The sequence below is a fragment of the Pseudomonas frederiksbergensis genome (assembly GCF_003732275.1).
Classification (GTDB): Bacteria; Pseudomonadota; Gammaproteobacteria; order Pseudomonadales; family Pseudomonadaceae; genus Aquipseudomonas; species Aquipseudomonas frederiksbergensis_H.
The window spans coordinates 940,191-966,518 of record NZ_MOBM01000039.1 but is presented as its reverse complement, the minus strand read 5'-3'; the positions used below and the strand labels follow the sequence as shown (position 1 = coordinate 966,518).

Sequence of the window (26,328 nt, the reverse complement as noted above, 5' to 3'; positions counted from 1 at the left end):
CCTCGCCACAAAAGCTCATCTGCCACAGGGGCCGGTGTGTTACCTGCCGCCCATAATCGCAATGTAATCCTGGGTCCAGCGGCTATAAGGCACGAACTTGCCGCCCTCAGCCTGCGGGGTTTTCCAGAAGGCGATCTTCTCGAACTGGTCGAAACCGTTGGTCTTGCAACCCTCGGCCCCTAGCAGTTCGCTTGCCTTACACGCCGCCGGGACCGCCGGCAGCGAGCCGAACCAGGCAGACACATCACCCTGGACTTTCGGTTGCAGCGACCAGTCCATCCACTTGTAAGCGCAGTTCGGGTGCTTGGCCTCGGCGTGCAACATGGTGGTGTCGGCCCACCCGGTGGCGCCTTCTTTCGGAATGGTCGAGGCGATCGGCTGTTTCTCGTTCATCAGGCCGTTGACCTGATAGGGCCAGGAGCTGGAGGCCACCACGCCTTCGTTCTTGAAGTCACTCATCTGCACGGTGGTGTCGTGCCAGTAGCGATGGATCAACTTTTGCTGGGCGCGCAGTAGATCAAGCACAGCCTTGTACTGGGCTTCGGTCAGTTCGTAGGGGTTCTGGATACCCAGTTCCGGCTTGGTGGTCTTGAGGTACAGCGCCGCGTCGGCGATGTAGATCGGACCGTCGTAGGCTTGCACCCGGCCCTTGTTGGGTTTTCCGTCAGGCAGGTTTTGTGCGTCGAATATCACACTCCAGCTGGTTGGCGGTTGCTTGAATACGTTGGTGTTGTACATCAGCACGTTCGGGCCCCACTGATATGGGGTGCCGTAGGTCTGCTTGTTGACCACGTACCACGGCGCATCCTTCAGTCGCGGGTCGAGATTCTTCCAGTTGGGGATCAGTGCGGTGTTGATCGGCTGCACACGTTTGCCGGCGATCAGGCGCAGGGAAGCGTCGCCGGACGCCGTCACCAGGTCGTAACCGCCCTTGGTCATCAGGCTGACCATTTCATCGGACGTGCCGGCGGTCTTGACGTTGACCTTGCAGCCGGTTTCCTTCTCGAAAGCGCTGACCCAGTCGTAGGCCTTGTCGGTTTCGCCCCGTTCGATATAGCCAGGCCAAGCGACGATATCCAGCTGACCTTCGCCGGCGCCGACAGCTTTCAGCGGCTCGGCGGCCTGCAGGCTGGTGCCGGCCAGTAGCGCCGTGGTGATTGCACTGAGCAGTGCGGTCTTGTGCACAAGCATGGTGAACCCTCTTCTTTAAATTATGGTCGGGGCAGTGTTGAACGGGGTGATGCGCCGTGAGTGGCTTGTTATTAGCTTAGTGCGCTTTGTGAGAGGCAGATTGAGGCCGGGCTGTCTTATGGATTTATCCAGCCTAGTGCGCGGCCCCACGGTCGACAAATCTCAAAGGCTGCATTCGATGAAATAGTTTGCGTGGAGGGCGTTCCAGCCTGTTTGCCTAAACGTGAGCAACATCTGGAAGCACTCTCATCGAGAGACGTCGGGCACTTTCGATCCAGGCGGGTGGCCTTAAAGATCCGGTTAACCCGAATTCGTGGAGGCAGCAAAATGAACACTCGTGGATTGCTCGATCAACTACTCAAATCCGGTCAGGATCTGTTGCAGAACAAGGCCGGCGGTGCCCAGAACAAAGCGTCCAGCGGTGGTTTGGGCGGTTTGCTCGGCGGCAGCGGCAGTTCCGGCGGCCTCGGCAGTTTACTTTCAGGCGCGGGTGGTGGTGCGTTGGCAGCTGGCGCCATGGGCCTGTTGCTGGGCAGCAAAAAGGCTCGCAGTGTTGGCGGCAAGGCCCTGACCTACGGCGGTCTCGCGGCATTGGGCGTGATCGCCTACAAGGCCTATGGCAACTGGCAGGCCCAGCAGGGCACCGCAGCCACAACCGAGCCGCAAACTCTCGACCGCTTGCCGGCGGCGCAAGTCGAGCAACACAGCCAGGCGATTCTCAAGGCGTTGGTCGCCGCGGCCAAGGCTGACGGTCATGTCGATGAGCGTGAGCGTCAATTGATCGAAGGCGAGTTCACCAAGCTCGACAATGATCAGGAGCTGCAACACTGGCTGCACGCCGAACTCAACAAACCGCTGGACCCGACCGACGTCGCCCGTGCCGCCAGCACCCCGGAAATGGCGGCTGAAATGTATATCGCCAGTGTGATGCTGGTGGATGAGGAGAACTTCATGGAGAAATCCTACCTCGATGAACTGGCGCGGCAGCTCAAGCTGGAGCCGGGGTTGAAGGCAGAGTTGGAGAAGCAGGTGCGTCAGGTGGCTATGTAGGTCTTCAGACCGTCAGGCTACATATTTTCACTGGGTGGACGCCATTGCGAGCAGGCTCGCTCCCACAATAGATCTGCAGTGCATACAGTCTGTGCGCGACAGTAATCAACGTGTGGGAGCGAGCCTGCTCGCGATGCCGTCCTCAGCCGCGACAGCTTTCCCCAATGACCGATTCACGGTCCGTTTCTGCCGAATCCCGGCTTTATGCAGGCCGGATGAGCAGCGGAGCTCAGCGTCTGATAAATGAAACACCACCCTCGGCTATACTCCCTCGCAATTTGAACCGCACCGAGGACTGACTGTGAAGAACTGGACGTTGCGCCAACGCATCTTGGCGAGCTTTGCGGTAATTATCGCGATCATGCTGTTGATGGTCGTGGTGTCCTTCTCTCGGTTGATGAAGATTGACGCCGACGCAGAAAGGGTCCGTATCGATGCGGTTCCCGGGGTGTATTTCAGTTCGATGATCCGCGGTGCCTGGGTCGACAGTTATAACCTCACCCAGCAGATTGTCGGCCTTTCCGGACGTCGCGAAATAACTGCCGCCGACCAAGCCATGTTCAAGAGCTTCGAAGAGCGCTTGGACGAGCAGATGGCCCACTACCGCAAGACCATTTTCACGCAGGACGATCAGGTCCTCTTCGAGGAGTTCGAAGTGCGTCATCGGCTCTACAATCAAGAAATGGCCAATGTCCTCGACCTCTATCAGCGCAAAGAGTACGAGGCAGCGCGACTTGCCCTGGAGCAAAAGCTCACGCCGGCCTGGACCAATGGGCGCAAGCAGTTGAACAGCCTTCTTGAAAATAATCACGCCCTGGCTGAACAATCCACGCTGGCCATCAGTGACGCGGTGACGGCCGCCAAAATCAGCATGGGCGTCTCTTTGCTGGTGGCGATCATCGTCGCCGGTCTGTGTGGCCTGCTGCTGATGCGCGCGATCATGGCGCCGATGAATCGCATCGTGGAGATCCTCGAAATCATGCGCACGGGCGATCTCAGCAGTCGCCTGGATCTTGATCGCAAGGACGAGTTCGGCGCGGTGGAAACCGGCTTCAACGACATGATGACCGAGCTCACCTCGCTGGTGTCCCAGGCCCAGCGCTCCTCGGTGCAGGTCACCACGTCGGTCACGGAAATCGCCGCGACGTCCAAGCAGCAGCAGGCCACCGCCACCGAAACCGCTGCCACCACCACCGAAATCGGTGCGACATCGCGGGAAATTGCCGCCACTTCGCGGGATCTGGTGCGCACCATGACTGAAGTCTCCACCGCCGCCGATCAGGCTTCGGTGCTGGCCGGTTCCGGTCAGCAAGGCCTGGCGCGCATGGAAGACACCATGCATTCGGTGATGGGCGCGGCAGATCTGGTGAACGCTAAACTGGCGATCCTCAACGAGAAGGCCGGCAACATCAATCAGGTGGTGGTGACCATCGTCAAAGTCGCCGACCAGACCAACCTGTTGTCCCTGAACGCCGCCATCGAAGCCGAGAAGGCCGGTGAATATGGTCGCGGGTTTGCCGTGGTCGCCACCGAAGTGCGGCGTCTGGCGGACCAGACCGCTGTGGCCACCTATGACATCGAGCAGATGGTGCGCGAGATTCAGTCGGCGGTGTCGGCCGGGGTCATGGGCATGGACAAGTTTTCCGAAGAAGTACGTCGTGGCATGTCCGAGGTGCAGTCGGTGGGCGAGCAGCTGTCGCAGATCATTCATCAGGTTCAGGCGCTGGCACCACGGGTGTTGATGGTCAACGAAGGCATGCAGGCCCAGGCCACCGGCGCCGAGCAGATCAACCATGCGTTGGTGCAGTTGGGCGATGCCAGCAGCCAGACCGTCGAGTCCCTGCGTCAGGCCAGTTTCGCCATCGACGAATTGAGCCAGGTGGCCGTGGGGCTGCGTGGCGGCGTTTCGCGATTCAAAGTCTGATGAGTGAACTCGCGGTCAAACGCGGCGCGGTGATGCCGGTGAAACAATCGTTGTTTCTGGTGTTCCGCATCGGCAACGAGCGTTACGCCTTGCAGGCCATCGAGGTGGCCGAAGTGCTGCCGCAACTGCCGTTGAAACCGATTCCCCGGGCGCCGGACTGGGTGGCGGGGGTATTCGCCTATCGCGGCGCGGTGGTGCCGGTGATCGACCTCAGCGCCCTGACGTTCGGTCAACCGGCCCAGGCTCGCACCAGCACGCGGCTGGTGCTGGTGCACTATCGGCCGGATGAGGCGACGCCTGCGCAATTGCTCGGGCTGATTCTGGAACAGGCCACCGACACGTTGCGCTGCAACCCGGCGGACTTTCAGCCTTATGGCCTGGACAATCGCCAGGCGCCATACCTCGGGCCGGTGCGCGAAGATGCCCAGGGTTTACTGCAATGGGTGCGGGTTGCCGATTTGCTGGACGAACAGGTCCGCGCCTTGTTGTTTCCCTCGCCGCCGCTGGACCTGGCGCAGTTTGAGGAGCAGGGATGAGCAGCGATCAAAGGTTTTTCGATTTCCTCAAAGAACGTATTGGCCTCGATGTGGGCTCGGTCGGCCCGGCGATCATCGAACGCGCGGTGCGCCAGCGCTGCACGGCGGCTCGGGTGCTAACGACCGATGAGTACTGGCACACCTTGCTGGGCTCGCGCGACGAACAACAGGCGCTGATCGAAGCGGTAATCGTCCCCGAGACCTGGTTTTTCCGTTACCCGGAATCCTTCGCCACGCTGGCGAAACTGGCGGCCAAACGGCTGGCGGCGATCAATAACATGCGCGCCCTGCGGATTCTCAGCCTGCCGTGTTCCACCGGCGAAGAACCGTATTCCATCGCCATGGCATTGCTTGATGCCGGGCTGGCGCCGCACCAGTTCAAGGTCGACGGCATGGATGTCAGCCCGCTGTCAGTGGAAAAAGCCAGGCTCGCGCTGTATGGCAAGAATTCGTTTCGTGGCCAGGACATCGACTTCCGCGAACGGCATTTCACGGCTGAAAACGACAACTATCGCCTTAGCGGACGCGTGCTTGAACAGGTGCGTTTGCAAGTCGGCAATCTGCTGGATCCGGCCTTGTTGGCCAGTGAGCCACCTTATGACTTCGTGTTCTGCCGCAATTTGCTGATCTATTTCGATCAGCCGACCCAGCAGCAAGTGTTCGAAGTGCTCAAGCGCCTGACCCACGTCGACGGCGTGCTGTTTATCGGCCCGGCGGAGGGCAGTCTGCTGGGGCGTTTCGGCATGCGCTCGATCGGCATCCCGCAGTCGTTTGCCTTCAGTCGTCAAAGTGCGCCCGAACCGCTTGTGTCCTTCGTGCCGACGCCGCTGCCGGTGCAACAACCGGTGCGCAGCGTGACACCGCCGCCAGCGCGCAGTCGGCCTTTCGCGACGGTCGTGCCGATGCCTCAGGTCGCCGCCCCCCCTTCGACAACCACCCCATCGGACGCCGCCACGCTGCTGGCGAACATCGCCGCGCTGGCCAATGAAGGCAAAAGTGCCGAGGCCCGCGCCGCGTGCGACAGTTATTTGCGCAGTCACGAGCCGGTGGCGCAGGTGTTCTATTGGTTGGGTCTGCTCAGCGATGTCGCCGGCAGCGCCCTCGAGGCCCAGGGTTTTTATCGCAAGGCGTTGTACCTCGAGCCGCAACTCCCCGACGCGTTGATGCACCTGGCCGCCTTGCTGCAGTCCCAGGGCGACACCGCCGGTGCCAGACGATTACAGGCCCGCGCCGCCCGCAGCGAGCGCGCCGCTGACAGTGAGCGTAAACGATGACCGCCGCCGACACCTTGAGCGTCACCCGTGAAGATGCCCAGGCCATCGACGACTGCTGGAACCGCATCGGTATCCACGGCGACAAGTCCTGCCCATTGCTGAGCGAGCACATTCATTGCCGCAATTGCGCGGTGTATTCGGCCGCCGCCACGCGCTTGCTCGACCGCTATGCGTTGCAGCAGGACGACCGCGAGCAAGTTTCCACAGTGGCCGGGAGCGATGTGAAAACCCGCTCGCTGCTGATGTTTCGCCTCGGCGAAGAATGGCTGGGCCTGGCCACTCGCAGCCTGGTCGAAGTGGCGCCGCTGCAAGCGATTCACTCCTTGCCGCATCAGCGCTCCCGGGCGTTGCTCGGCGTGGCGAATGTGCGCGGTGCCTTGGTGGCGTGCCTGTCGCTGGTGGAGCTGCTGGGGCTCGATGCCACCAGTGGCGTGGCATCCGGCGCGCGGGTGATGCCGCGGATGCTGATCATCGCCGCCCACGGCGGGCCAGTGGTGGTGCCGGTGGACGAGGTCGACGGGATTCACGCCATCGACGAGCGCGTTCTCGATGCGGCGTCTCAGTCCGGCACCCAGGCCAGCGCCAAATACACCCGTGGCGTTTTGCAATTCAAAGGTCGCAGCCTGCGTTGGCTGGATGAAGAACAGCTGCTGTCCGCCGTGACCCGGAGCCTCACATGACCCCCGAGCAAATGCGTGACGCCTCTTTGCTGGAACTGTTCAGCCTGGAAGCCGAGGCCCAGACCCTGGTGCTGAGCGCAGGTCTTTTGGCGCTTGAGCGCGATCCGACCCAGGCCGATTACCTTGAGTCGTGCATGCGCGCGGCCCATTCGCTCAAGGGCGCGGCGCGAATTGTCGGTGTCGATGCCGGGGTCAGCGTTGCCCATGTGATGGAAGATTACCTGGTCAGCGCCCAGGAAGGGCGCCTGTACCTGCGGCCTGAACACATTGATGCACTGTTGCAAGGCACCGATCTGCTGATGCGGATTGCGACGCCGAGCAACGCTCCGGCGCCTGCGGATATCGACGCTTACGTCGTCTTGATGGGACGGTTGCTTGATCACATGGCGGCCACTGCCCCCAGGACGCCGCCGATGGCAGAACTTCAGCTGGAACCGCCGACGCCCAAGGTTGAGCCGCCCATGCCGGCCACCACTGAGGCCCCCCCGGCAGCGCCCGCCGAGCCAGCGCCCACGACTAAACGCACCACCGAAAATGGCGAACGCGTGTTGCGCGTCACGGCCGAGCGCTTGAACAGCCTGCTCGACCTGTCGAGTAAATCCCTGGTGGAAACCCAGCGGCTCAAGCCGCATCTGGCCACCATGCAGCGCCTCAAACGCATGCAGAGCAACGGCCTGCGGGCGCTGGAAAACCTTAACGTCCATCTCAAGGACCATGCCTTGAGCCTCGAAGCCCAGGAAGCCTTGGGCGATGCCCGTCGGTTACTGGCGGAGTCCCAGCAATTGCTGGCGGAAAAGAACGCCGAACTCGATGAATTCGCCTGGCACGCCAGCCAGCGCGCGCAGGTGTTGTATGACACGGCGTTGGCCTGTCGCATGCGGCCATTCGCCGATGTGCTGAGCGGACAAGTGCGCATGGTCCGCGACCTCGGCCGCAGCCTTGGCAAACAGGTGCGGCTGGAGATCGAGGGCGACAAGACTCAAGTCGACCGCGACGTTCTGGAGAAACTCGAAGCGCCGCTGACGCACCTGCTGCGTAATGCGGTCGATCACGGCATCGAAACCCGGGAACAACGGCTATTGGCCGGTAAACCGGAGGAGGGCCTGATCCGTCTGCGCGCGTCCCATCAAGCCGGTCTGCTGGTGTTGGAGCTCAGCGATGATGGCAATGGCGTCGACCTGGAAAAACTCCGTCGCAACATTGTCGAGCGGCAGTTATCCCCAGCCGAGACTGCTGCCCAGTTGAGCGAAGAGGAGCTGCTGACGTTCCTGTTTCTGCCGGGTTTCAGCCTGCGCGACTCCGTCACTGAAGTCTCCGGGCGCGGCGTCGGGCTGGATGCGGTTCAGCACATGGTTCGCCAATTGCGCGGTGCCGTGGTGCTGGAGCAGACGGCGGGCGCGGGCAGTCGTTTCCATCTGCAAGTGCCGCTGACGCTGTCGGTGGTGCGCAGCCTGGTGGTGGAAGTCGGTGACGAGGCGTATGCCTTCCCGCTGGCGCACATCGAGCGCATGTGCGACCTGGCGCCGGAGGATATCGTGCAGGTCGAAGGCCGGCAGCACTTCTGGCATGAAGGCCGGCATGTCGGGCTGGTCGCCGCCAGTCAGCTGTTGCAGCGACCGGCGAGCCAGAACAGCGCGCAGACCCTCAAAGTCGTGGTCATCCGCGAGCGTGAGGCGATCTATGGGGTAGCGGTCGAACGGTTTATCGGCGAGCGGACGCTGGTGGTACTGCCGCTGGACGAGCGCCTGGGCAAGGTGCAGGACATTTCCGCTGGCGCCTTGCTCGACGACGGCTCGGTGGTGCTGATCGTCGACGTCGAAGACATGCTGCGTTCGGTGGACAAACTGCTCAATACCGGGCGCCTGGAGCGCATTGCCCGGCACGCCAACCAGGCCGTCGAAGCGGCGCGCAAACGGATTCTGGTGGTGGACGACTCGCTGACCGTTCGTGAGTTGCAACGCAAATTACTGCTCAATCGCGGTTACGACGTCGCCGTGGCGGTGGATGGTATGGATGGCTGGAACGCCCTGCGTTCGGAGGATTTCGATCTGCTGATTACCGACATCGATATGCCGCGCATGGATGGCATCGAGCTGGTGTCTTTATTGCGCCGCGATAACCGCCTGCAATCTCTGCCGGTGATGGTGGTGTCTTACAAGGACCGCGAAGAAGACCGCCGCCGTGGACTGGACGCCGGAGCCGACTATTATCTAGCCAAAGCGAGTTTTCATGATGACGCTTTGCTGGATGCAGTGGTTGAGCTCATTGGAGGCGCGCGGGCATGAAAATCGCTATCGTCAATGACATGCCCATGGCGGTAGAGGCTTTGCGCCGCGCTTTGGCGTTCGAACCGGCGCACGAGGTGGTCTGGGTCGCCGGCAATGGGGCCGAGGCGGTGCAACGTTGCACCGAATACACCCCGGATCTGATCCTGATGGATTTGATCATGCCGTTGATGGACGGTGTGGAAGCGACCCGGCGAATCATGGCCGAGACTCCGTGCGCGATTGTCATTGTCACTGTCGACCGCGAGCAGAACGTGCATCGGGTGTTCGAAGCCATGGGCTACGGCGCGCTGGATGTGGTCGATACCCCGGCTATCGGGGGCGGCAATCCTCAGGAAGCCGCCGCACCGCTGCTGCGCAAGATCATGAACATTGGCTGGCTGATCGGCGACCATAGCAATCGGGTGCGATCGGCACCGAGCTCGCACCGCCACTCATCCTCGCGTCAGCATTTGGTGGCGATCGGTTCATCCGCTGGTGGGCCGGCGGCGCTGGAAGTGCTGCTCAAGGGCCTGCCACGAGATTTTTCGGCGGCCATTGTGCTGGTTCAGCATGTGGATCAGGTGTTCGCCACCGGTATGGCCGAATGGCTTGCCAGCGCCAGTGGCCTGAACGTGCGCCTGGCCCAGGAAGGTGAACCGCCGCAAAGTGGCACGGTCCTGCTGGCCGGGACCAACCATCATATTCGCCTGCTGAAAAACGGCACGCTGGCCTACACCGCCGAACCGGTCAATGAGATCTATCGGCCTTCGATCGATGTGTTTTTCGAGAGTGTGGCCAGTTACTGGAGCGGTGATGCCGTGGGCGTTCTGCTGACCGGTATGGGGCGCGACGGCGCGCAGGGGCTTAAACTCATGCGCCAGCAGGGCTACCTGACCATCGCGCAGGATCAACAAAGCAGTGCGGTGTACGGCATGCCGAAGGCGGCCGCGGCCATTAACGCGGCTGTGGAAGTTCGCCCACTGGACAAGATAGCGCCACGATTGCTGGAGATCTTCTCAAAATGACTATTATTAGCAGCAATCGTGGCCAAGGCAGTACTCAGGTGACCGCACATGAATGATTTACAGCTCGACGACTTCAAAACCGACGAAAACGCCGCCATGGTGTTGTTGGTGGACGATCAGGCGATGATCGGCGAGGCGGTGCGGCGTGGTTTGTCGAACGAAGAAAACATCGACTTCCATTTCTGTGCCGACCCGCACCAGGCCATCGCCCAGGCGATCCGCATCAAGCCGACGGTAATCCTTCAGGATCTGGTCATGCCCGGCCTCGACGGCCTGAGCCTGGTGCGCGAATACCGTAATCACCCGGCGACCAAGGACATTCCGATCATTGTCCTGTCGACCAAGGAAGACCCGCTGATCAAGAGCGCGGCGTTTGCCGCCGGTGCCAATGATTACCTGGTCAAGCTGCCGGACAACATCGAACTGGTGGCGCGCATCCGCTATCACTCGCGCTCCTACATGACCCTGCTGCAGCGTGACGCGGCGTATCGCGCGCTGCGGGTCAGCCAGCAGCAGTTGCTCGACACCAACCTGGTGCTGCAACGCTTGATGAACTCCGACGGCCTGACCGGGCTGTCGAACCGCCGGCATTTCGACGAATACCTGGAGCTGGAGTGGCGGCGCTCGCTGCGTGACCAGACTCAACTGTCGTTGTTGATGATCGATGTCGATTACTTCAAGTCCTACAACGACAGCTTTGGTCACCTCGAAGGCGATGAGGCGCTGCGCAAAGTCGCCACGGCGATTCGCGACGCCAGCTCCAGACCTTCGGACTTGCCGGCCCGTTATGGCGGCGAAGAGTTCGTCCTGGTCCTGCCCAACACCTCGCCGGGCGGTGCGCGAATGGTGGCGGAAAAACTGCGCCAGACCGTGGCCGGGTTGAAGATCCCGCACATTTTCCCGACCGAAGGTTCGTGCCTGACCATCAGCATCGGCCTGTCGACCATGATCCCGCAGCCGGGCAGCGATTGCCGGCAATTGATCTCGGCGGCGGACAAGGGGTTGTACCTGGCGAAGAACAATGGGCGCAATCAGGTCGGAATCGAGTAAATCGTTGAAACACGATGCCCTGTAGGAGCTGCCGCAGTCTGCGATCTTTTGATGTTGCTTAAAGGCGAAGATCAAAAGATCGCAGCCTTCGGCAGCTCCTACAGTTCGCAGACGCAACGTCTACATGGTGTTCAGCCAAAAACCATTCGGCCTAAAGCCGCCAGGCGGGCTGCCTTGACAGCTTGATTACGTTATACTCGCCGGCTTTAAAAAGTTCGCCAACGAGTGCTGCCCGCCATGGAAATCAACCCGATCCTTAACAGTATCAAGGACCTGTCCGAGCGCTCCGAAACTATTCGGGGGTATCTTTGACTACGATCAAAAGCATGAGCGTCTGACTGAAGTCAATCGCGAGCTTGAAGATCCGAGTGTCTGGAACAACCCGTCGTACGCCCAGGAGCTGGGCCGCGAGCGGTCGCTGCTGGCTCAGATCGTCGAAACCCTCGACGAAATGCACAGCGGTCTGGCCGATGCCAAAGACCTGCTGCTGATGTCCGCCGAAGAAGAAGACCAGGCCGCCGTCGATGACGTCGCTGCCGAAGTCGAGCGCCTGCGCGAGTCCCTGGAAAAACTCGAATTCCGTCGCATGTTCAGCGGTGAGATGGACGCCAACAACGCCTACCTGGACATCCAGGCCGGCTCGGGCGGTACCGAGGCTCAGGACTGGGCCAACATCCTGCTGCGCATGTACCTGCGCTGGGCGGACAAACGCGGTTTCGACGCGACCATCATGGAGCTGTCGGCCGGTGAAGTCGCCGGTATCAAAGGTGCTACCGTGCACATCAAGGGCGAATACGCCTTTGGCTGGCTACGTACCGAAATCGGCGTGCACCGTCTGGTGCGCAAGAGCCCGTTCGACTCCGGCAACCGTCGTCACACCTCGTTCTCGGCCGTGTTCGTGTCGCCGGAAATCGATGACAACATCGAAATCGACATCAACCCGTCGGACCTGCGCATCGATACCTACCGCTCCTCCGGTGCCGGTGGTCAGCACGTTAACACCACCGACTCGGCTGTACGGATTACCCACGTACCGACCAACACCGTGGTCAGCTGCCAGAACGAACGTTCCCAGCATGCGAACAAAGACACCGCGATGAAAATGTTGCGGGCGCGTTTGTATGAGCAGGAAGTGCAGAAGCGCAACGCCGCTTCCCAGGCGCTGGAAGACACCAAGTCGGATATCGGCTGGGGTCACCAGATCCGTTCGTATGTGCTCGATGCCTCGCGGATCAAGGATCTGCGTACCAACATCGAACGTAGCGACTGCGACAAGGTGCTCGACGGCGACATCGACGAATACCTGGTAGCCAGCTTGAAACAAGGGCTGTAAAGGCACGCGCTACAGGGTCGTCACGACCTGTGGGAGCGAGGCTTGCCCGCGAACCCCGGCGAATGCCGGGGGCAACGAACCTGATGGAATATTTAAAGACATGAGCGACCTACAACTCGACCCGCAAGCCCTGCAACAGGAAGAAAATTCCCTGATCGCCCTGCGCAAGGAAAAGCTTGCTGCCGAGCGCGCCAAGGGCAATGCCTTCCCCAACGACTTCCGCCGCGACAATTACTGCGAAGACTTGCAGAAACAGTACGCGGACAAGACCAAGGAAGAGCTGGCAGAGGCTGCGATCCCGGTCAAGGTGGCGGGTCGCATCATGCTCAACCGTGGCTCGTTCATGGTGATCCAGGACATGTCCGGGCGGATTCAGGTTTACGTCAACCGTAAAACCCTGTCCGAAGACACCTTGGCCGCGGTGAAAACCTGGGACATGGGCGACATCATTGCCGCCGAAGGCACCCTGGCGCGTTCCGGCAAAGGCGACCTGTACGTCGAAATGACCAGCGTGCGCCTGCTAACCAAATCCCTGCGCCCGCTGCCGGACAAGCACCACGGTCTGACCGACACCGAACAGCGCTACCGTCAGCGTTACGTTGACTTGATCGTCAACGAAGATGTACGCCAGACCTTCCGCGTTCGCTCGCAAGTGATTGCGCACATCCGCAGCTTCCTGATGAAGCGTGACTTCCTGGAAGTGGAAACGCCGATGCTGCAAACCATTCCAGGCGGCGCGGCGGCCAAGCCGTTCGAGACTCACCACAACGCGCTGGACATGGAAATGTTCCTGCGTATCGCGCCTGAGCTGTACCTCAAGCGCTTGGTAGTCGGCGGTTTCGAGAAAGTCTTCGAGATCAACCGCAACTTCCGTAACGAAGGCGTTTCGACGCGTCACAACCCTGAATTCACCATGTTGGAGTTCTACCAGGCTTACGCCGACTACGAAGACAACATGGACCTGACCGAAGAACTGTTCCGCGAACTGGCTCAGCTGGTTCTGGGCAGCACCGACGTGCCTTACGGCGACAAGGTGTTCCACTTCGGCGAGCCGTTCGTACGTCTGTCGGTGTTCGACTCGATCCTCAAGTACAACCCTGAGCTGACCGCTGACGACCTGACTGACATCGACAAGGCCCGCACCATCGCCAAGAAAGCCGGCGCCAAGGTGCTCGGCTTTGAAGGTCTGGGCAAACTGCAGGTGATGATTTTCGAAGAGCTGGTCGAGCACAAGCTGGAGCAGCCGCACTTCATCACCCAGTACCCGTTCGAAGTGTCGCCGCTGGCTCGTCGTAACAACGAGAACCCGAACGTCACCGACCGTTTCGAACTGTTTATCGGCGGCCGCGAAATCGCCAACGCCTACTCCGAGTTGAACGACGCGGAAGACCAGGCCGAGCGTTTCATGGCGCAGGTGGCCGACAAGGACGCTGGCGACGACGAAGCCATGCACTACGACGCCGACTTCGTTCGCGCGCTGGAGTACGGCATGCCGCCGACTGCCGGTGAAGGGATCGGCATCGACCGTCTGGTGATGTTGCTGACCAACTCACCGTCGATCCGCGACGTCATCCTGTTCCCGCACATGCGGCCACAAGCGTAAGTGTTTCAATTAAAAAGCCGCCTATAACAGGCGGCTTTTTATTGCCTGTCTGGTACAAACGTATCAATTGGTTACTTTTGACGTTTAGAGAGGAATACCTGTCGTGAATCGTGCAATTGCTCAAGAAGGTGCAGCGGGTATCGCCACTGCGGTCGCTGAAAGTGTTCAGTACCAGGGCCGCAAAGCCAGCCGACAGGGCAGTGAACAGCGTCGACAGGACATTCTTGACGCGGCGATGCGCATTGTCGTGCGCGATGGCGTGCGGGCCGTGAGGCACCGTGCAGTGGCCGCTGAAGCGGGTGTGCCGCTGTCGGCCACTACGTACTATTTCAAGGATATCGATGATCTGCTCACCGATACCTTCGCCCAATACGTGGAACGCAGCGCGGCGTTCATGGCCCGATTGTGGGCCAGCAACGAAGGCCTGTTGCGCGAGATGGTTGTCAGCGGCGATGGCACCACGGAGTCCCGCTCACAGCTGGCGGACGATATCGCACGACTGATGGCTGACTATGTGCATCGGCAATTGATCAATCGCCGCGAGCACTTGATGGCCGAGCAAGCCTTCCGCCAGGAAGCCTTGCTCAACCCGCGTCTGGCGTTGTTGGTGCGCTCCCATCAGCAAATTCTCCTGCAGGGCACCTGCCAACTTTTCGAAGTATTGGGTTCCCGTGAGCCACAACAGGATGCCAAAGTGTTGACTGCGATTATCGGACGGATGGAATATCAGGGCCTGCTCAACGACGCCGAGCCTGTTGCCGAAGAGGAAATGCTCGGCATCCTCAACCGCTACATGCATTTGGTGCTGGCGTCGGTGTAACCCCTGAGTGGAGGCTAACCCCTGTGGGAGCGAGCCTGCTCGCGATGACGGTCTGACATTCAACATCTCTGTTGCCTGACACACCCCCATCGCGAGCAGGCGCGCTCCCACAGGGGCCGGCGTTCACTTGAGGTTGGTGTTGTATTCATAGGGAGTGTTGAATGAAAGCCTGGCGCGTCGTTGTGATCGCCTTGTCGATCCTGCTGCTCAGTGGCTGTCTGGTGACTTTCAAAGAGCCGCTGCCCGCCAGCGAGCCCGCGCCCAAAGGGCTGCTCGGCAAATGGACCAGCACCAATGCCTGGGGCGAGCCGATGAACCTGGAACTGACACGCATCGGCGACAATCGCTATCAGGCGGTCAGCTACTTCAAGGCCAAGCCCCATGAGCGTGAAGCCTATCCCTTCACTGTGTCGCGCCATGGCAATCGCTGGTACCTGTCGGCGAAGGTGCCGGCGCAGTTCGGCGGGAATTTCACCATCACCGGTTTCGAGCTCAACGATAAGCACGAACTGGTGGTCTACAACCTCGACCTCGAACAGATCAAACAGGCCATGGGCCAAGAAGCCCTCAGTGGCCAAGGCTTCCGGACCGATGACGGCGACGGGGTGTTGATCAGCAACAGCCTGGATCAGGTGTTCGCCTACCTCGATGACCCGGCCAATTCCGATGTTTTCGTCGAAGCGGTGCGTTACCAGCGCCTGGCCAAAACCAAATAAACCCAGCACGTAACGGTTTTACTACAGGAGTTTCGGGTGGACGAATACCAGCAGACGATACGCATTTTGTCCGATCGCATAGTGCTGGCGCAGACGCCGATTCGCGTTCTGGATGCGGTCAAGTGGGACGACAGCATTCGCAAGGGGTTCTTCAAAGGCAAGGGCAAGGAAATGCCGGCCGTGGACCGCGACTATTACCTCAATCGACCGCTGGCATTTGATTCCAGCAAAGTGAAGCTGGAATTCCAGAACATCGAGCGCGACATCACCCGCCAGCTCGGCCAGTTCAACCCGGTCGGCCAGATCATGCGCCGCATGTGCAAGGAATACCGGATGGTGGTGCGCATGCTCGAAGCGCGCGGCACCGAGGATTTCGGGCTGATTTCCCAGGAATTGTATGGCGCGGCGTCCGATGCGTTCCACGCTGGCGACCCGACCCTGGCCGACCTGGGCCTGATGCTCTCCGATTACCTGAACAACATCGATGGCCGTGGCGATCTCAAGGACGAACCGAAACTTCTCACCGCCAAGGAAGCCGTCGACCTGCTGCAGCATCGGTTGAACAAGGTATTTGGCGAGGCCGAGGAAACCATTCGGGTATTCGAGTCCGACGGGATCGTCGCCGATGCGGCGGCCGGCGCCGACTACATCAAGATCCGTGCCGACGCGATGTTCAACGACCGCGACGTGCGTGCGCTGGAAGTCCACGAAGGGCTGGTGCATGTGGGCACCACGCTCAACGGTCTGAATCAGCCGATCTGTACCTTCCTGTCCAAAGGCCCGCCGTCGTCCACCGTGACCCAGGAAGGCCTGGCGATCCTGATGGAAATCATCACCTTCGCCTCCTACCCGAGCCGCCTGCGCAAACTGACCAACCGCACCCGCGCCATTCATATGGTGGAGGAGGGCGCGGACTTCTTGCAGATCTACGATTTCTTCTGTGAGCAAGGCTTCGAAATGGCCGAAAGCTATGGCAATGCCAGTCGGGTTTTCCGCGGCTCGGTGCCGACCGGACTGCCATTTACCAAAGACTTGTCCTACCTCAAGGGCTTTATCATGGTTTACAACTACATTCAGTTGGCCGTGCGTAAAGGCAAATTGGAGCAGATACCGCTATTGTTTTGCGGCAAGACCACGCTGGAAGACATGCGGACCTTGCGCCAATTGGTGGACGAAGGCCTGGTGGTGCCGCCCAAGTACTTGCCCGACCAATTCCGCGACATGAACGCGCTGTCGGCCTGGATGTGCTTCTCCAACTTCCTCAACCACCTGAGCCTGGACCGTATCGAAGCGGATTATTCCAATATCCTCTAACGATGATGAAATCTCCTGTGGGAGCGAGCCTGCTCGCGATAGCGGCTGAACATTCAACATCGATGTTGTCTGACACACCGCCATCGCGAGCAGGCTCGCTCCCACAGGGGGTGTGTATTCCAACCCCCTATTTTCGCGAGGCTTCACCGGATGAGAATCCTCGGCATCTTTTGCCTGCTCCTGGCCCTCGGCGGTTGCGACTCTCTGCTGTTCTATCCCGAGCCCGGCCAGCCGTTCACCCCGGAAAAAGCCAAACTCGAATTCCGCGACGTCACCCTGATCACCGCTGACGGCCTCAAGCTGCATGGCTGGTGGCTGCCGGCGAAAAAAGGTGTCGAGGTCAAAGGCACCGTGCTGCATTTGCACGGCAACGGCGGCAACCTGGCGTGGCATTTGGGTGGGAGCTGGTGGTTGCCGGAGCAGGGCTATCAAGTGTTGCTGGTGGACTATCGCGGGTACGGTTGGTCCGAAGGTAAACCGGCGTTGCCGGCGATCTATCAGGACATCGACGCCGCGTTCAAATGGCTCGACCAGGCCCCGGAGGTCAAGGGCAAGCCGCTGATCCTTCTCGGTCAGAGCCTTGGCGGTTCGATGGCCGTGCATTTCCTGGCCCAGCATCCCGAGCGCCAGCGGCAACTCAAGGCTTTTGTGCTCGATGGCGTGCCTGCCAGCTACCGCGATGTCGGGCGTTTCGCCCTGAGCACGTCATGGATGACCTGGCCGTTCCAGGTGCCGTTGTCCTGGTTGGTGCCGGACGGCGACAGCGCGATCCATTCCATGACACAGCTCAACGGCGTACCGAAGCTGATCTATCACAGTATCGATGATCAACTGGTGCCCCTTTCCAATGGCATCCGACTGTATCAAGCTGCGCCGCCGCCGCGAGTGCTGCAACTGACCCGGGGCGGTCATGTGCAAACCTTTGCCGATCCGGTCTGGCAAAAGGTCATGCTGCGCTACCTCGAAGACCCGCAGCATTTCAACGGCCTGCGCCGCCTGGGTGAAGTCCCGAATTACCCGGCACCCCCGAATTCTGAAGATGAACTACCAGAGAGTCCGCAATGAGTGAAGAACGTAACGCTATCCCGCTGATCATCACCGGTATTTGCAGCATCCTCGGCACCGTTGGCGCCCTGTGGTGGTACGGCTACCTGCACTTCGCCAAACCCGAAGATGCGCTACTGCTCAGCGATTTCACCATGCTCAAGACCGTGCCGGGCGAAGACTACAAGGTCTCCCTGGAACCGGCCCCGCAAGTGGCCCAGTGCATCGATGGCGTGCTGGTGCTGTTCGACACCGAACAGAAAGGCCTGACCGGCGTGCTGATCAACAGCAAGAAAAAAGCCGTGCGCTGCATGGGCGAGGAAACCCCGCAAAAACTGCAACCGTAACCCGCCCGAAAAGATCGCAGCCTTCGGCAGCTCCTACATTGACCGAGTACACCCGCGACATCGCGGCATATACAACTCTGTAGGAGCTGCCGAAGGCTGCGATCTTTTGATCTTAAAAACGAAAGCCCCGCCTGATCAATTCAGGCGGGGCTTTTAAGTTTCAGCGTGGTCTGCTTACTTGGCGCTGATCGCCGAACGCGGGACGACCGGCTGATTGTCGTTGGAAATGGTCACTTCCACCCGACGGTTCATTGCGCGGCCCGAAACACTGGAGTTCTCTGCAACCGGGTATTCCTTGCCATAACCCTGGGCCACGATGCGCGCCGGGTCGACACCCATCTTGATCAGGGCCACTTGCACCGAGGTCGCACGACGCTCGGACAGCGACTGGTTGTACAACGCCGAGCCGGTGCTGTCGGTGTAGCCTTCGACGATCACTTTACGGTCCGGGTTTTCCTGAAGGAACTGCGCCAGTTTGTTGATATTCACCAAACCGTTGGACTTCAGGTCCGCCTTGTTGGTGGCGAACAGCACATCACCAAACGTCACCAGCGTGCCGCGATCGGTCTGTTTGGCGTTCAGGCTGTCTTGCAGCTGTTTGATCTGCTGGTCGCGAGCATCCAGACGAGCCTGGGCCCGTTGTGCCGCGGCATTTTTCAGGTTGTTTTCAGCGGTGCGCAGGGCGATGGTCTGTTTGGCCACTTCAACACGCTGATTGGTCAGGTAAGCCAGTTGGTCGACCTTGGCCTGGTCTTCCCGGTCCAGGTAAGCCTTGTCGGCCTTGTCCAGGTATTCGCTGGCGTCTTTGGTTTCCAGCGCCGCAACTTTGCTCGCTTGCGGGTCGGCTTGCAGGCCGGTGTAGTTGGTACGGGCTTGTTCCAGGTTCGCGTTGGGCGGTGTGGAGCAGGCAGCCAGTGCAACACTCGCGGCCAGGAGGGCAGGGATCATCAATTGTTTGCGCATAATGGTTCGTCCTTTCTATCGATAAGAGTTTCAGGTCTGGAAATCGGGATGCGCGCTTACTGCACGGGGCGCTGACTTTCCTGACGCAGTTCCTGAACACCTTTCTGGGAGTCCTTCACAGCTTGTTCGGCTTTCATCGCCTGGGCCTTGCGCTCGGCGACACGGGCGTCCCACTCGGCTTGCTCGGCCAGCATTCTGGCTTGGTCATACTTCTTGTCGTGCATAGCGATTTCGGCTTGCTTGAGTTTGTCCTGGGCGGCCTTCATTTCCACGGCGGCGAATTCGGTACCGCCGGCGCTGACGGCGCTGTTCACGGCGGATTGGGTCACGGCGTATTGCTCGGTCGGCGGGTTACCGGCGCAACCGGCCAGAACGAAGCTGCTGCCGATGGCCAGGGCAGCCAGTTTGAGACCGCGCAGGTGGGTGAGCGAGGATGGGGCAGTGCTGGTCTTCATGGTCTTCAACTCCATTGGATAACTCCTGAAAAACATCTGAATCCATCCTGGGCAAGGAGCCGCAACCTTCAATTTCCAGAGCATTTTTAAACGGCCGTCCCAGGCGTGGTTACTGGGTTGACCCAAAGTGTTTTTCAAAAGTTCAGAGAAGATGGCCTATCGCCCGAAAAAACTTGATCGAGCGGACAAGGCTCTAAACTGGGGATTTTAGCCATGTACAGTGGTATTCACGACCGTTTCATGGCCCGGGAATATGCCGTTTTGAAGAATGGATGCAATCAAACTGTGGGAGCGAGCCTGCTCGCGAAAGCGTCAGTAAATCCAGCATTGAGGATGGCTGATCCACCGCTTTCGCGAGCAGGCTCGCTCCCACAGGGTCTAGTGTTTTTGCTTGTCGTTATCGTCCGACAAATCATGCAGATGACGACGGGACAAGGCGAGAAAACGCGGGGTCGCACCGACGTCTTCGTACAGCGGATCGCCTTCTTCATCAGTGGCCACCACCGTTGAGCCTTGCACGTACGGAAAGCTCGCTTCGAGCTCTTCCAGGGCGGCGCCGATCAGCTCGCCGAGCAGTTCTTCGGGGTGCCGCTTGGGGTACATCTCGATAATCGCCGCCAGCCGTGCGGCGGCCTCCACGTCCAGACGAATCGTGTAGCCCGAGTCGGTCAGGCGACCCTTGGCGTTTTCTTCCCAATGCTTGGCGAGCTCGCGGATTTTCATAATGACCTCATTGCGCACCTGCTCGTGGCAGGCCGGGTGAGTGTCCGGCGGTGGCCGGCGGCAAGCCGTTGTACGGCTTATTGTTGAGACTAGCGTTAGTTGAAGTCCCTTAGTCGTCCGCTTGTAAGAAGCGCTTTACGACGGCACTCTCTATCAGAGCCTCTAATAACCAAGCATAGCCGCCCGGATTTTCGCTGGAGAACTGCTGATGACCGATATTGATGCACGCTTGCGCGAGGACGTTCACCTGTTGGGTGAGCTGTTGGGCAACACCATTCGTGAACAGTACGGGGACGACTTTCTCGACAAGATCGAGCAGATCCGCAAAGGCGCCAAGGCCGACCGTCGCGGTTCGATGGACGCCGAACTCAGCGCCAGCCTCAACCAGTTGAGCGAAGACGAGTTGCTGCCGGTGGCGCGGGCGTTCAACCAGTTCCTCAATCTGGCCAATATCGCCGAGCAATATCAACTGATTCACCGCCGCGAAGAGTCGCAACCCGAGCCGTTCGAGGCCCGGGTGTTACCGGAACTGCTCGCTCGCCTGCTGACTGCGGGCCATGATGCCGAGTCCCTGGCCCGGCAGTTGGGGCGGCTGGAAATCGAGCTGGTATTGACGGCGCACCCCACCGAAGTGGCGCGTCGCACACTGATCCAGAAGTACGACGCGATCGCTGCGCAACTGGCCGCCCAGGACCACCGTGACCTGACCACCGCCGAGCGCGAGCAGATCAAGACGAAGTTGCAGCGCCTGATCGCCGAAGCCTGGCACACCGAAGAAATCCGCCGTACCCGCCCGACACCCGTGGACGAAGCCAAGTGGGGCTTTGCGGTGATCGAGCATTCGCTGTGGCAGGCGATTCCCAATTATTTGCGCAAGGCCGATCAGGCTCTGCATGCCGCCACCGGCCTGCACCTGCCACTGGAAGCCGCACCGATTCGCTTTGCCTCATGGATGGGTGGCGACCGCGACGGCAACCCCAACGTCACCGCCGCCGTGACCCGCGAAGTGTTGCTGCTGGCGCGCTGGATGGCCGCCGATTTGTATCTGCGCGATGTTGATCACCTCGCCGCCGAGTTGTCGATGCAGCAGGCCAGTGACGAGCTGAAAGCCAAGGCCGGCGACAGCGCCGAGCCTTACCGCGCAGTACTCAAACAACTGCGAGAACGCCTGCGCGCGACCCGTAATTGGGCCCACGCATCCTTGACGGCAACCACGCCAGCGTCAGCCGATGTGCTGCAAAACAATCGCGACCTGCTGGACCCGCTGGAGCTGTGCTACCACTCGCTGCATGAATGCGGCATGGGCGTCATCGCCGACGGCCCGTTGCTCGATTGCCTGCGCCGCGCGGTGACGTTCGGGTTGTTTCTGGTGCGCCTCGATGTGCGCCAGGACTCGTCTCGCCACACGGCGGCCATGACCGAAATCACCGATTACCTCGGCCTGGGCCGTTATGAGGACTGGAGCGAAGAAGAGCGCATCGCCTTCCTGATGCGCGAACTGAACAATCGCCGGCCGTTGCTGCCGGCGTACTTCAAGCCGTCTGCCGACACCGCCGAAGTGCTGGCGACGTGCCGGGAAATCTCCGCGGCTCCGGGGGCTTCCCTCGGTTCGTATGTGATTTCCATGGCCGGCGCCGCTTCTGACGTGCTGGCTGTGCAATTGCTGCTTAAAGAGTCCGGCGTATTGCGGCCGATGCGCGTGGTGCCGCTGTTCGAAACCCTCGCCGACCTCGATAACGCCGGGCCGGTGATCGAAAAACTCTTGCTGCTGCCGGGCTATCGCTCGCGCCTGCAAGGGCCGCAGGAAGTGATGATCGGTTATTCCGACTCTGCCAAGGACGCCGGCACTACAGCAGCGGCCTGGGCGCAGTATCGGGCGCAGGAGCGTTTGGTCGACATCTGTCGCGAACAGCAAGTGGAGCTGCTGTTGTTCCACGGTCGCGGTGGCACCGTGGGCCGTGGCGGCGGTCCGGCGCACGCGGCGATTCTGTCGCAGCCGCCGGGGTCGGTGGCAGGGCGTTTCCGCACCACCGAGCAGGGGGAAATGATTCGTTTCAAATTCGGCCTGCCGGACATCGCCGAGCAAAACCTCAATCTGTACCTGGCGGCGGTGCTGGAGGCAACCTTGCTGCCACCTCCACCACCTGAGCCTGCCTGGCGGCATTTGATGGACGAATTGGCCGCCGATGGCGTCAAGGCTTACCGCGCCGTGGTGCGGGAAAATCCGCAGTTCGTCGAGTATTTCCGCCAGTCGACCCCAGAGCAGGAGTTGGGGCGTTTGCCTTTGGGCAGCCGCCCGGCCAAGCGCCGCGCCGGCGGAATTGAAAGCCTGCGCGCCATTCCGTGGATCTTCGGCTGGACCCAGACGCGCCTGATGTTACCGGCCTGGCTTGGCTGGGAAGCAGCGCTGAGCAAGGCGCTGGAGCGCGGCGAGGGTGAGCTGCTGGGGCAGATGCGCGAGCAGTGGCCGTTCTTCCGTACCCGCATCGATATGCTGGAAATGGTGCTGGCCAAGGCCGACGCCGATATCGCCCAATCTTACGATGAGCGCCTGGTCGAGCCGGATCTGCTCCCTTTGGGTGCGCATTTACGCGACCTATTGTCGCAGGCCTGTGCGGTGGTCTTGGGGTTGACCGGTCAGTCGCAGCTACTGGCACATAGCCCAGCCACCCTTGAATTCATCCGCCTGCGCAACACCTACCTAGACCCGCTGCATCTATTGCAGGCCGAACTGTTGGCACGTTCGCGGCAACAGGATGTGGCCCAGGGCAGCCCGGTAGAACAGGCGTTACTGGTGTCTGTGGCGGGGATTGCCGCCGGTTTGCGAAATACCGGCTAAGGTTTTCATCGTGGGGGACAGGCACCCGGCGCGAGCGTCGAGTGCCTGCTGGCGAGCGGTCGAAAAGGTCTGTCACGCGACAGTTAATGATGGGGTTGCGACTTGGGTTACCCTTTCGCAGGGGCTCCTCAGGCGCGGGTTTCTCCGACTTTCGGCGGCTTGTGTGGGCAGGGCCTGCTGTGTATCTTGATCAGCCTTTGGCCGTTTGGGCGGTCGCGATCCTATTTTTGAGATTGGCCCCATGAGGCGAATCTGACGTTATCTATATAAAAAATTGAGGAGCACATCGATGCGCGTCATTCTGCTGGGAGCTCCCGGGGCCGGTAAAGGTACTCAGGCTAAGTTCATCACCGAAAAATTCGGCATTCCGCAAATCTCCACCGGCGACATGCTGCGTGCCGCTGTAAAAGCCGGTACCGAGCTGGGTGTTAAAGCCAAAGGCATCATGGATGCCGGTGGTCTGGTCTCCGACGATTTGATCATCGCCTTGGTCAAGGACCGTATCGCGCAGCCTGACTGTGCCAACGGTTTCCTGTTCGACGGTTTCCCGCGCACCATTCCGCAAGCTGAAGCGCTGGTAGAAGCGGGTGTGGAACTGGACAACGTGGTCGAAATCGCCGTCGATGACGAAGAAATCGTTCAGCGTATCGCCGGTCGTCGCGTTCACGAGGCCAGCGGCCGCGTGTACCACACCGTCTACAACCCGCCGAAAATCGCCGGCAAAGACGACATCACCGGTGAAGAGCTGGTGCAGCGCAAGGACGACACGGAAGAAACCGTACGTCATCGCCTGTCGGTCTACCACTCCCAGACCAAACCATTGGTGGAGTTCTACCAGGGTCTGGCCTCTGCGCAGGGCAAGCCGAAATACAGCCATATTCCGGGTGTGGGCTCGGTTGAAGTGATCACCGGCAAGGTGCTTGAAGCACTGAGCTGAAAAGTCTGATCGGCTTCATCTTCTACGGCCCGCTTGCGGGCCGTAGTTGTTTATACTGGCGCACTTTTTCAGACCTCTCTTACGGAAACATCGATGAGCACCTTGCTGGCCCTGGACACCGCGACTGAAGCTTGCTCCGTTGCTTTGCTGCATAACGGCAAAGTCACGAGTCATTACGAGGTGATCCCGCGCCTGCATGCGCAGAAGCTGTTGCCGATGATCCAGCAACTGCTGGCCGATGCCGGGACCACGCTGCAAGCGGTCGATGCCATTGCGTTCGGCCGTGGTCCGGGTGCGTTCACCGGTGTGCGGATCGCCATCGGCGTGGTCCAGGGCTTGGCGTTTGCGCTGGATCGCCCGGTGTTGCCGGTCTCCAACCTCGCCGTACTCGCTCAACGTGCCTATCGCGAACACGGTGTCAGCCAGGTCGCGGCGGCCATTGATGCGCGCATGGATGAGGTGTATTGGGGTTGCTACCGCGAAACGGCGGGGGAGATGCGCCTGGTGGGCAACGAAGCTGTGTTGCCACCGGAAGTCGCCGCATTGCCGGCCGATGCCAGCGGCGAGTGGTTCGGCGCGGGCACCGGTTGGGGGTATGCCGAGCGCATTGCCGTCAACCTGAGCGGGCAGGACGCGGGCATGCTGCCCCACGCCGAAGACCTGCTGACCCTGGCGCGTTTTGCCTGGGAACGCGGTGAAGCGATCGTGGCCGATCAGGCGCAGCCGGTGTATCTGCGCGATAAAGTTGCGACGCCCAAAGCGCGTTAATTCCTGTGGCGAGGGAGCTTGCTCCCGTTCGGCTGCGGAGCAGTCGTAGAACCTGACGGCGCGGTGTACCTGACTGCGCTTGGGGGCAGCTTCGCAGCCCAGCGGGAGCAAGCTCCCTCGCCACAAAGTGTTCCAGCCGCAGCCAATCGTCATTTTCTCTCCTGCGCTTTTAAACCTTTTCGCTTTTCTGTGTTCTAGTTATCACTCGGCAGTTTGCGAAGTGGGCTATGTGCCACTAAGCTGCCATCATCGATACCGAGCATGCACTTATGCGTATAGACGGCCTTTCCTCTCAGTCCTACCCCATCAAGCGCAAGCCTCGCAAAGGCCATGTGGTGGAGGATGACTCCGTCGATATCGACGGCGAACTGGAATTCCCTACCGAAGAGCAATTGGCCGCCCGCGCCGCCAAAGCTTCGGCGCAACGCCTGAGCAATCTCCCCGCGCGTCAACAAGACATGATTTATCACCGCGCGATGAGCAAAAGCGTGGCGATGGCACTGGCCAGTTACCTGAGCACCGCCACTTTTGTCGATTGGGATGCGGATGTACTGGGTCTTGATCTGTACATCTGATGTGGCTGCCTTATTACCTCGGCTGCCCGTCCTGGAGTGAAAACGCCTGGCGCGATTACTTGTATCCACAAGACGCCAGGCCCGCCGAGTTTCTCAATCTTTACTCTCAAGTGTTCAACGCCGTGGAAGGCAATACGACCTTCTACGCGCGCCCCTCTGCCGCCACTGTGCAGCGTTGGGCCGAAACCATGCCCGAACACTTTCGCTTTACCGCCAAGTTCCCCGGCGACATCAGCCATAGCGGCGACCTGCGCGAACAACTGACTGCTGCCGAAACCTTCCTGCAATTGCTCAGCCCCTTGGGTGAGCGGGTTTCTCCCCTCTGGCTGCAATTGTCCAAAAGCTTCACCCCTCAACGCTTGTCCGAGCTGGCCGGTTTTATCGATGCGGTGGACCGGCCTTTGGCGGTCGAAGTGCGGCACGATGAGTTTTTCGCCAAGGGCGATGCCGAGCGAATGCTCAATCGTCTGTTGCTGGACCGCGGTGTCGAGCGTATCTGCCTCGATCCGCGAGCGCTGTTCAGCTGCACTTCGACCGATCCTTCGGTGCTCCACGCCCAATCGAAAAAGCCCAGGGTGCCGCCTCGTCCTGCTGCGTTCACTCAATTCCCACAGGTGCGTTTCATCGGCCATCCGCAGTTGGAAGCCAACGATCCATTCCTGGTGCCGTGGGTCGAGAAAATCGCTGTCTGGATCGAAGAGGGCCGCACACCCTATATCTTCCTGCACACCGCCGATAACCTGCTGGCGGCAAAACTCGCACAACGGTTTCACGCACAACTGATGCTGCGTTTGCCTGGCTTGCCGCCGCTGCCTGAGCTATACAGAGAGCCCGCCGCCGAGCAACTTGGCTTGCTCTGAAGCGGGTTCTTCCCCCCCTTTCAGGAGCCTGCCA

At 60.3% G+C, this 26,328-nt stretch carries 24 protein-coding genes; 20 read left to right on the top strand and 4 right to left on the bottom strand.

The genetic code is table 11. The annotated features are described in order from the left end of the window. Window positions 1-39: 39 nt before the first annotated feature. The gene (gene ydcS / locus BK662_RS30685) at window positions 40-1,191 is read right to left on the bottom strand and encodes a putative ABC transporter substrate-binding protein YdcS (RefSeq protein ID WP_123360668.1); all 1,152 of its coding nucleotides are present in this window, start codon (window positions 1,189-1,191) and stop codon (window positions 40-42) included. Window positions 1,192-1,518: 327 nt separating this feature from the next. Between ydcS and BK662_RS30680 the strand changes: the two genes are divergently transcribed. The 15 genes from BK662_RS30680 to BK662_RS30605 all read left to right on the top strand — a co-directional run bounded on the left by BK662_RS30680 (window position 1,519) and on the right by BK662_RS30605 (window position 18,174). Continuing rightward, window positions 1,519-2,241: a tellurite resistance TerB family protein gene (locus BK662_RS30680; RefSeq protein WP_123360667.1), complete on the top strand. Its 723-nt coding sequence runs from the start codon at window positions 1,519-1,521 to the stop codon at window positions 2,239-2,241. A 301-nt stretch (window positions 2,242-2,542) separates the two neighbouring features. Then, the gene (locus BK662_RS30675) at window positions 2,543-4,165 is read left to right on the top strand and encodes a methyl-accepting chemotaxis protein (protein ID WP_123360666.1); all 1,623 of its coding nucleotides are present in this window, start codon (window positions 2,543-2,545) and stop codon (window positions 4,163-4,165) included. After that, window positions 4,165-4,701, top strand: coding sequence for a chemotaxis protein CheW (locus tag BK662_RS30670; protein ID WP_123360665.1), 537 nt, complete (start codon window positions 4,165-4,167; stop codon window positions 4,699-4,701). Before BK662_RS30675 ends, BK662_RS30670 begins: the two co-directional genes overlap by 1 nt. Beyond that, the gene (locus BK662_RS30665) at window positions 4,698-5,975 is read left to right on the top strand and encodes a CheR family methyltransferase (RefSeq protein WP_123360664.1); all 1,278 of its coding nucleotides are present in this window, start codon (window positions 4,698-4,700) and stop codon (window positions 5,973-5,975) included. The genes BK662_RS30670 and BK662_RS30665 overlap by 4 nt, the downstream gene beginning before the upstream one ends. Beyond that, on the top strand, window positions 5,972-6,655 hold the full coding sequence (locus tag BK662_RS30660; protein WP_123360663.1) for a chemotaxis protein CheW: 684 nt from the start codon (window positions 5,972-5,974) through the stop codon (window positions 6,653-6,655). The genes BK662_RS30665 and BK662_RS30660 overlap by 4 nt, the downstream gene beginning before the upstream one ends. Next, entirely contained in the window at window positions 6,652-8,940 is a 2,289-nt protein-coding gene (locus tag BK662_RS30655) for a hybrid sensor histidine kinase/response regulator (RefSeq protein WP_123360662.1), read from the top strand. Before BK662_RS30660 ends, BK662_RS30655 begins: the two co-directional genes overlap by 4 nt. Further along, window positions 8,937-9,947, top strand: coding sequence for a chemotaxis response regulator protein-glutamate methylesterase (locus BK662_RS30650; RefSeq protein ID WP_123360661.1), 1,011 nt, complete (start codon window positions 8,937-8,939; stop codon window positions 9,945-9,947). The genes BK662_RS30655 and BK662_RS30650 overlap by 4 nt, the downstream gene beginning before the upstream one ends. 48 nt (window positions 9,948-9,995) lie before the next feature. Continuing rightward, window positions 9,996-10,997, top strand: a complete 1,002-nt coding sequence (locus BK662_RS30645) for a response regulator (RefSeq protein ID WP_123360660.1) — start codon at window positions 9,996-9,998, stop codon at window positions 10,995-10,997. Between the two features lie 237 nt (window positions 10,998-11,234). Beyond that, a protein-coding gene (prfB, locus tag BK662_RS30640; RefSeq protein WP_095920368.1) for a peptide chain release factor 2 occupies window positions 11,235-12,330 on the top strand; the annotation gives its coding sequence in 2 pieces (ribosomal slippage) (window positions 11,235-11,306 and window positions 11,308-12,330; 1,095 coding nt in all). Window positions 12,331-12,430: 100 nt separating this feature from the next. Beyond that, the gene (lysS, locus tag BK662_RS30635; protein ID WP_123360659.1) at window positions 12,431-13,933 is read left to right on the top strand and encodes a lysine--tRNA ligase; all 1,503 of its coding nucleotides are present in this window, start codon (window positions 12,431-12,433) and stop codon (window positions 13,931-13,933) included. Between the two features lie 103 nt (window positions 13,934-14,036). Further along, complete coding sequence (locus tag BK662_RS30630; RefSeq protein WP_123360658.1) at window positions 14,037-14,753, top strand: TetR/AcrR family transcriptional regulator; 717 nt, start codon at window positions 14,037-14,039, stop codon at window positions 14,751-14,753. A 161-nt stretch (window positions 14,754-14,914) separates the two neighbouring features. After that, entirely contained in the window at window positions 14,915-15,469 is a 555-nt protein-coding gene (locus BK662_RS30625; RefSeq protein ID WP_123360657.1) for a hypothetical protein, read from the top strand. Between the two features lie 36 nt (window positions 15,470-15,505). Further along, complete coding sequence (locus BK662_RS30620; protein ID WP_123360656.1) at window positions 15,506-16,783, top strand: flavohemoglobin expression-modulating QEGLA motif protein; 1,278 nt, start codon at window positions 15,506-15,508, stop codon at window positions 16,781-16,783. Between the two features lie 150 nt (window positions 16,784-16,933). After that, on the top strand, window positions 16,934-17,848 hold the full coding sequence (locus BK662_RS30610; protein ID WP_123360655.1) for an alpha/beta hydrolase: 915 nt from the start codon (window positions 16,934-16,936) through the stop codon (window positions 17,846-17,848). Beyond that, window positions 17,845-18,174 carry a PA3694 family proteiin gene (locus tag BK662_RS30605; protein WP_123360654.1) on the top strand — a complete coding sequence of 110 codons (330 nt, stop codon included), beginning with the start codon at window positions 17,845-17,847 and terminating at the stop codon, window positions 18,172-18,174. The genes BK662_RS30610 and BK662_RS30605 overlap by 4 nt, the downstream gene beginning before the upstream one ends. Window positions 18,175-18,348: 174 nt before the next feature. On the opposite strand, the gene lptF is transcribed toward BK662_RS30605, so the two are convergent. The 3 genes from lptF to BK662_RS30590 form a co-directional block, all read right to left on the bottom strand. Beyond that, window positions 18,349-19,137: a lipotoxin F family OmpA-related lipoprotein LptF gene (gene lptF, locus BK662_RS30600; protein WP_123360653.1), complete on the bottom strand. Its 789-nt coding sequence runs from the start codon at window positions 19,135-19,137 to the stop codon at window positions 18,349-18,351. Between the two features lie 56 nt (window positions 19,138-19,193). Continuing rightward, entirely contained in the window at window positions 19,194-19,607 is a 414-nt protein-coding gene (locus BK662_RS30595) for a DUF4398 domain-containing protein (protein ID WP_123360652.1), read from the bottom strand. A gap of 363 nt (window positions 19,608-19,970) precedes the next feature. After that, complete coding sequence (locus BK662_RS30590) at window positions 19,971-20,315, bottom strand: pilin assembly protein (protein ID WP_123360651.1); 345 nt, start codon at window positions 20,313-20,315, stop codon at window positions 19,971-19,973. 208 nt (window positions 20,316-20,523) lie between these two features. Between BK662_RS30590 and ppc the strand changes: the two genes are divergently transcribed. From ppc to BK662_RS30565, 5 genes are all read left to right on the top strand, one after another. Beyond that, entirely contained in the window at window positions 20,524-23,154 is a 2,631-nt protein-coding gene (ppc, locus tag BK662_RS30585; RefSeq protein ID WP_123360650.1) for a phosphoenolpyruvate carboxylase, read from the top strand. A 289-nt stretch (window positions 23,155-23,443) separates the two neighbouring features. Beyond that, complete coding sequence (gene adk / locus BK662_RS30580) at window positions 23,444-24,091, top strand: adenylate kinase (protein WP_007906266.1); 648 nt, start codon at window positions 23,444-23,446, stop codon at window positions 24,089-24,091. A gap of 93 nt (window positions 24,092-24,184) precedes the next feature. Continuing rightward, complete coding sequence (gene tsaB / locus BK662_RS30575) at window positions 24,185-24,859, top strand: tRNA (adenosine(37)-N6)-threonylcarbamoyltransferase complex dimerization subunit type 1 TsaB (RefSeq protein ID WP_123360649.1); 675 nt, start codon at window positions 24,185-24,187, stop codon at window positions 24,857-24,859. Between the two features lie 269 nt (window positions 24,860-25,128). After that, window positions 25,129-25,434, top strand: coding sequence for a hypothetical protein (locus BK662_RS30570; protein WP_123360648.1), 306 nt, complete (start codon window positions 25,129-25,131; stop codon window positions 25,432-25,434). Beyond that, window positions 25,434-26,294 carry a DUF72 domain-containing protein gene (locus BK662_RS30565; RefSeq protein WP_123360647.1) on the top strand — a complete coding sequence of 287 codons (861 nt, stop codon included), beginning with the start codon at window positions 25,434-25,436 and terminating at the stop codon, window positions 26,292-26,294. The genes BK662_RS30570 and BK662_RS30565 overlap by 1 nt, the downstream gene beginning before the upstream one ends. Window positions 26,295-26,328: the final 34 nt, after the last annotated feature.

Coding starts and splice junctions, on each gene's coding strand:
- ydcS (WP_123360668.1), bottom strand. CDS start 1,191: ATGCTTGTGCACAAGACCGCACTGCTCAGTGCAATCACCACGGCGCTA.
- BK662_RS30680 (WP_123360667.1), top strand. CDS start 1,519: ATGAACACTCGTGGATTGCTCGATCAACTACTCAAATCCGGTCAGGAT.
- BK662_RS30670 (WP_123360665.1), top strand. CDS start 4,165: ATGAGTGAACTCGCGGTCAAACGCGGCGCGGTGATGCCGGTGAAACAA.
- BK662_RS30665 (WP_123360664.1), top strand. CDS start 4,698: ATGAGCAGCGATCAAAGGTTTTTCGATTTCCTCAAAGAACGTATTGGC.
- BK662_RS30660 (WP_123360663.1), top strand. CDS start 5,972: ATGACCGCCGCCGACACCTTGAGCGTCACCCGTGAAGATGCCCAGGCC.
- BK662_RS30655 (WP_123360662.1), top strand. CDS start 6,652: ATGACCCCCGAGCAAATGCGTGACGCCTCTTTGCTGGAACTGTTCAGC.
- BK662_RS30650 (WP_123360661.1), top strand. CDS start 8,937: ATGAAAATCGCTATCGTCAATGACATGCCCATGGCGGTAGAGGCTTTG.
- BK662_RS30645 (WP_123360660.1), top strand. CDS start 9,996: ATGAATGATTTACAGCTCGACGACTTCAAAACCGACGAAAACGCCGCC.
- lysS (WP_123360659.1), top strand. CDS start 12,431: ATGAGCGACCTACAACTCGACCCGCAAGCCCTGCAACAGGAAGAAAAT.
- BK662_RS30625 (WP_123360657.1), top strand. CDS start 14,915: ATGAAAGCCTGGCGCGTCGTTGTGATCGCCTTGTCGATCCTGCTGCTC.
- BK662_RS30610 (WP_123360655.1), top strand. CDS start 16,934: ATGAGAATCCTCGGCATCTTTTGCCTGCTCCTGGCCCTCGGCGGTTGC.
- BK662_RS30605 (WP_123360654.1), top strand. CDS start 17,845: ATGAGTGAAGAACGTAACGCTATCCCGCTGATCATCACCGGTATTTGC.
- lptF (WP_123360653.1), bottom strand. CDS start 19,137: ATGCGCAAACAATTGATGATCCCTGCCCTCCTGGCCGCGAGTGTTGCA.
- BK662_RS30595 (WP_123360652.1), bottom strand. CDS start 19,607: ATGGAGTTGAAGACCATGAAGACCAGCACTGCCCCATCCTCGCTCACC.
- BK662_RS30590 (WP_123360651.1), bottom strand. CDS start 20,315: ATGAAAATCCGCGAGCTCGCCAAGCATTGGGAAGAAAACGCCAAGGGT.
- ppc (WP_123360650.1), top strand. CDS start 20,524: ATGACCGATATTGATGCACGCTTGCGCGAGGACGTTCACCTGTTGGGT.
- adk (WP_007906266.1), top strand. CDS start 23,444: ATGCGCGTCATTCTGCTGGGAGCTCCCGGGGCCGGTAAAGGTACTCAG.
- tsaB (WP_123360649.1), top strand. CDS start 24,185: ATGAGCACCTTGCTGGCCCTGGACACCGCGACTGAAGCTTGCTCCGTT.
- BK662_RS30570 (WP_123360648.1), top strand. CDS start 25,129: ATGCGTATAGACGGCCTTTCCTCTCAGTCCTACCCCATCAAGCGCAAG.
- BK662_RS30565 (WP_123360647.1), top strand. CDS start 25,434: ATGTGGCTGCCTTATTACCTCGGCTGCCCGTCCTGGAGTGAAAACGCC.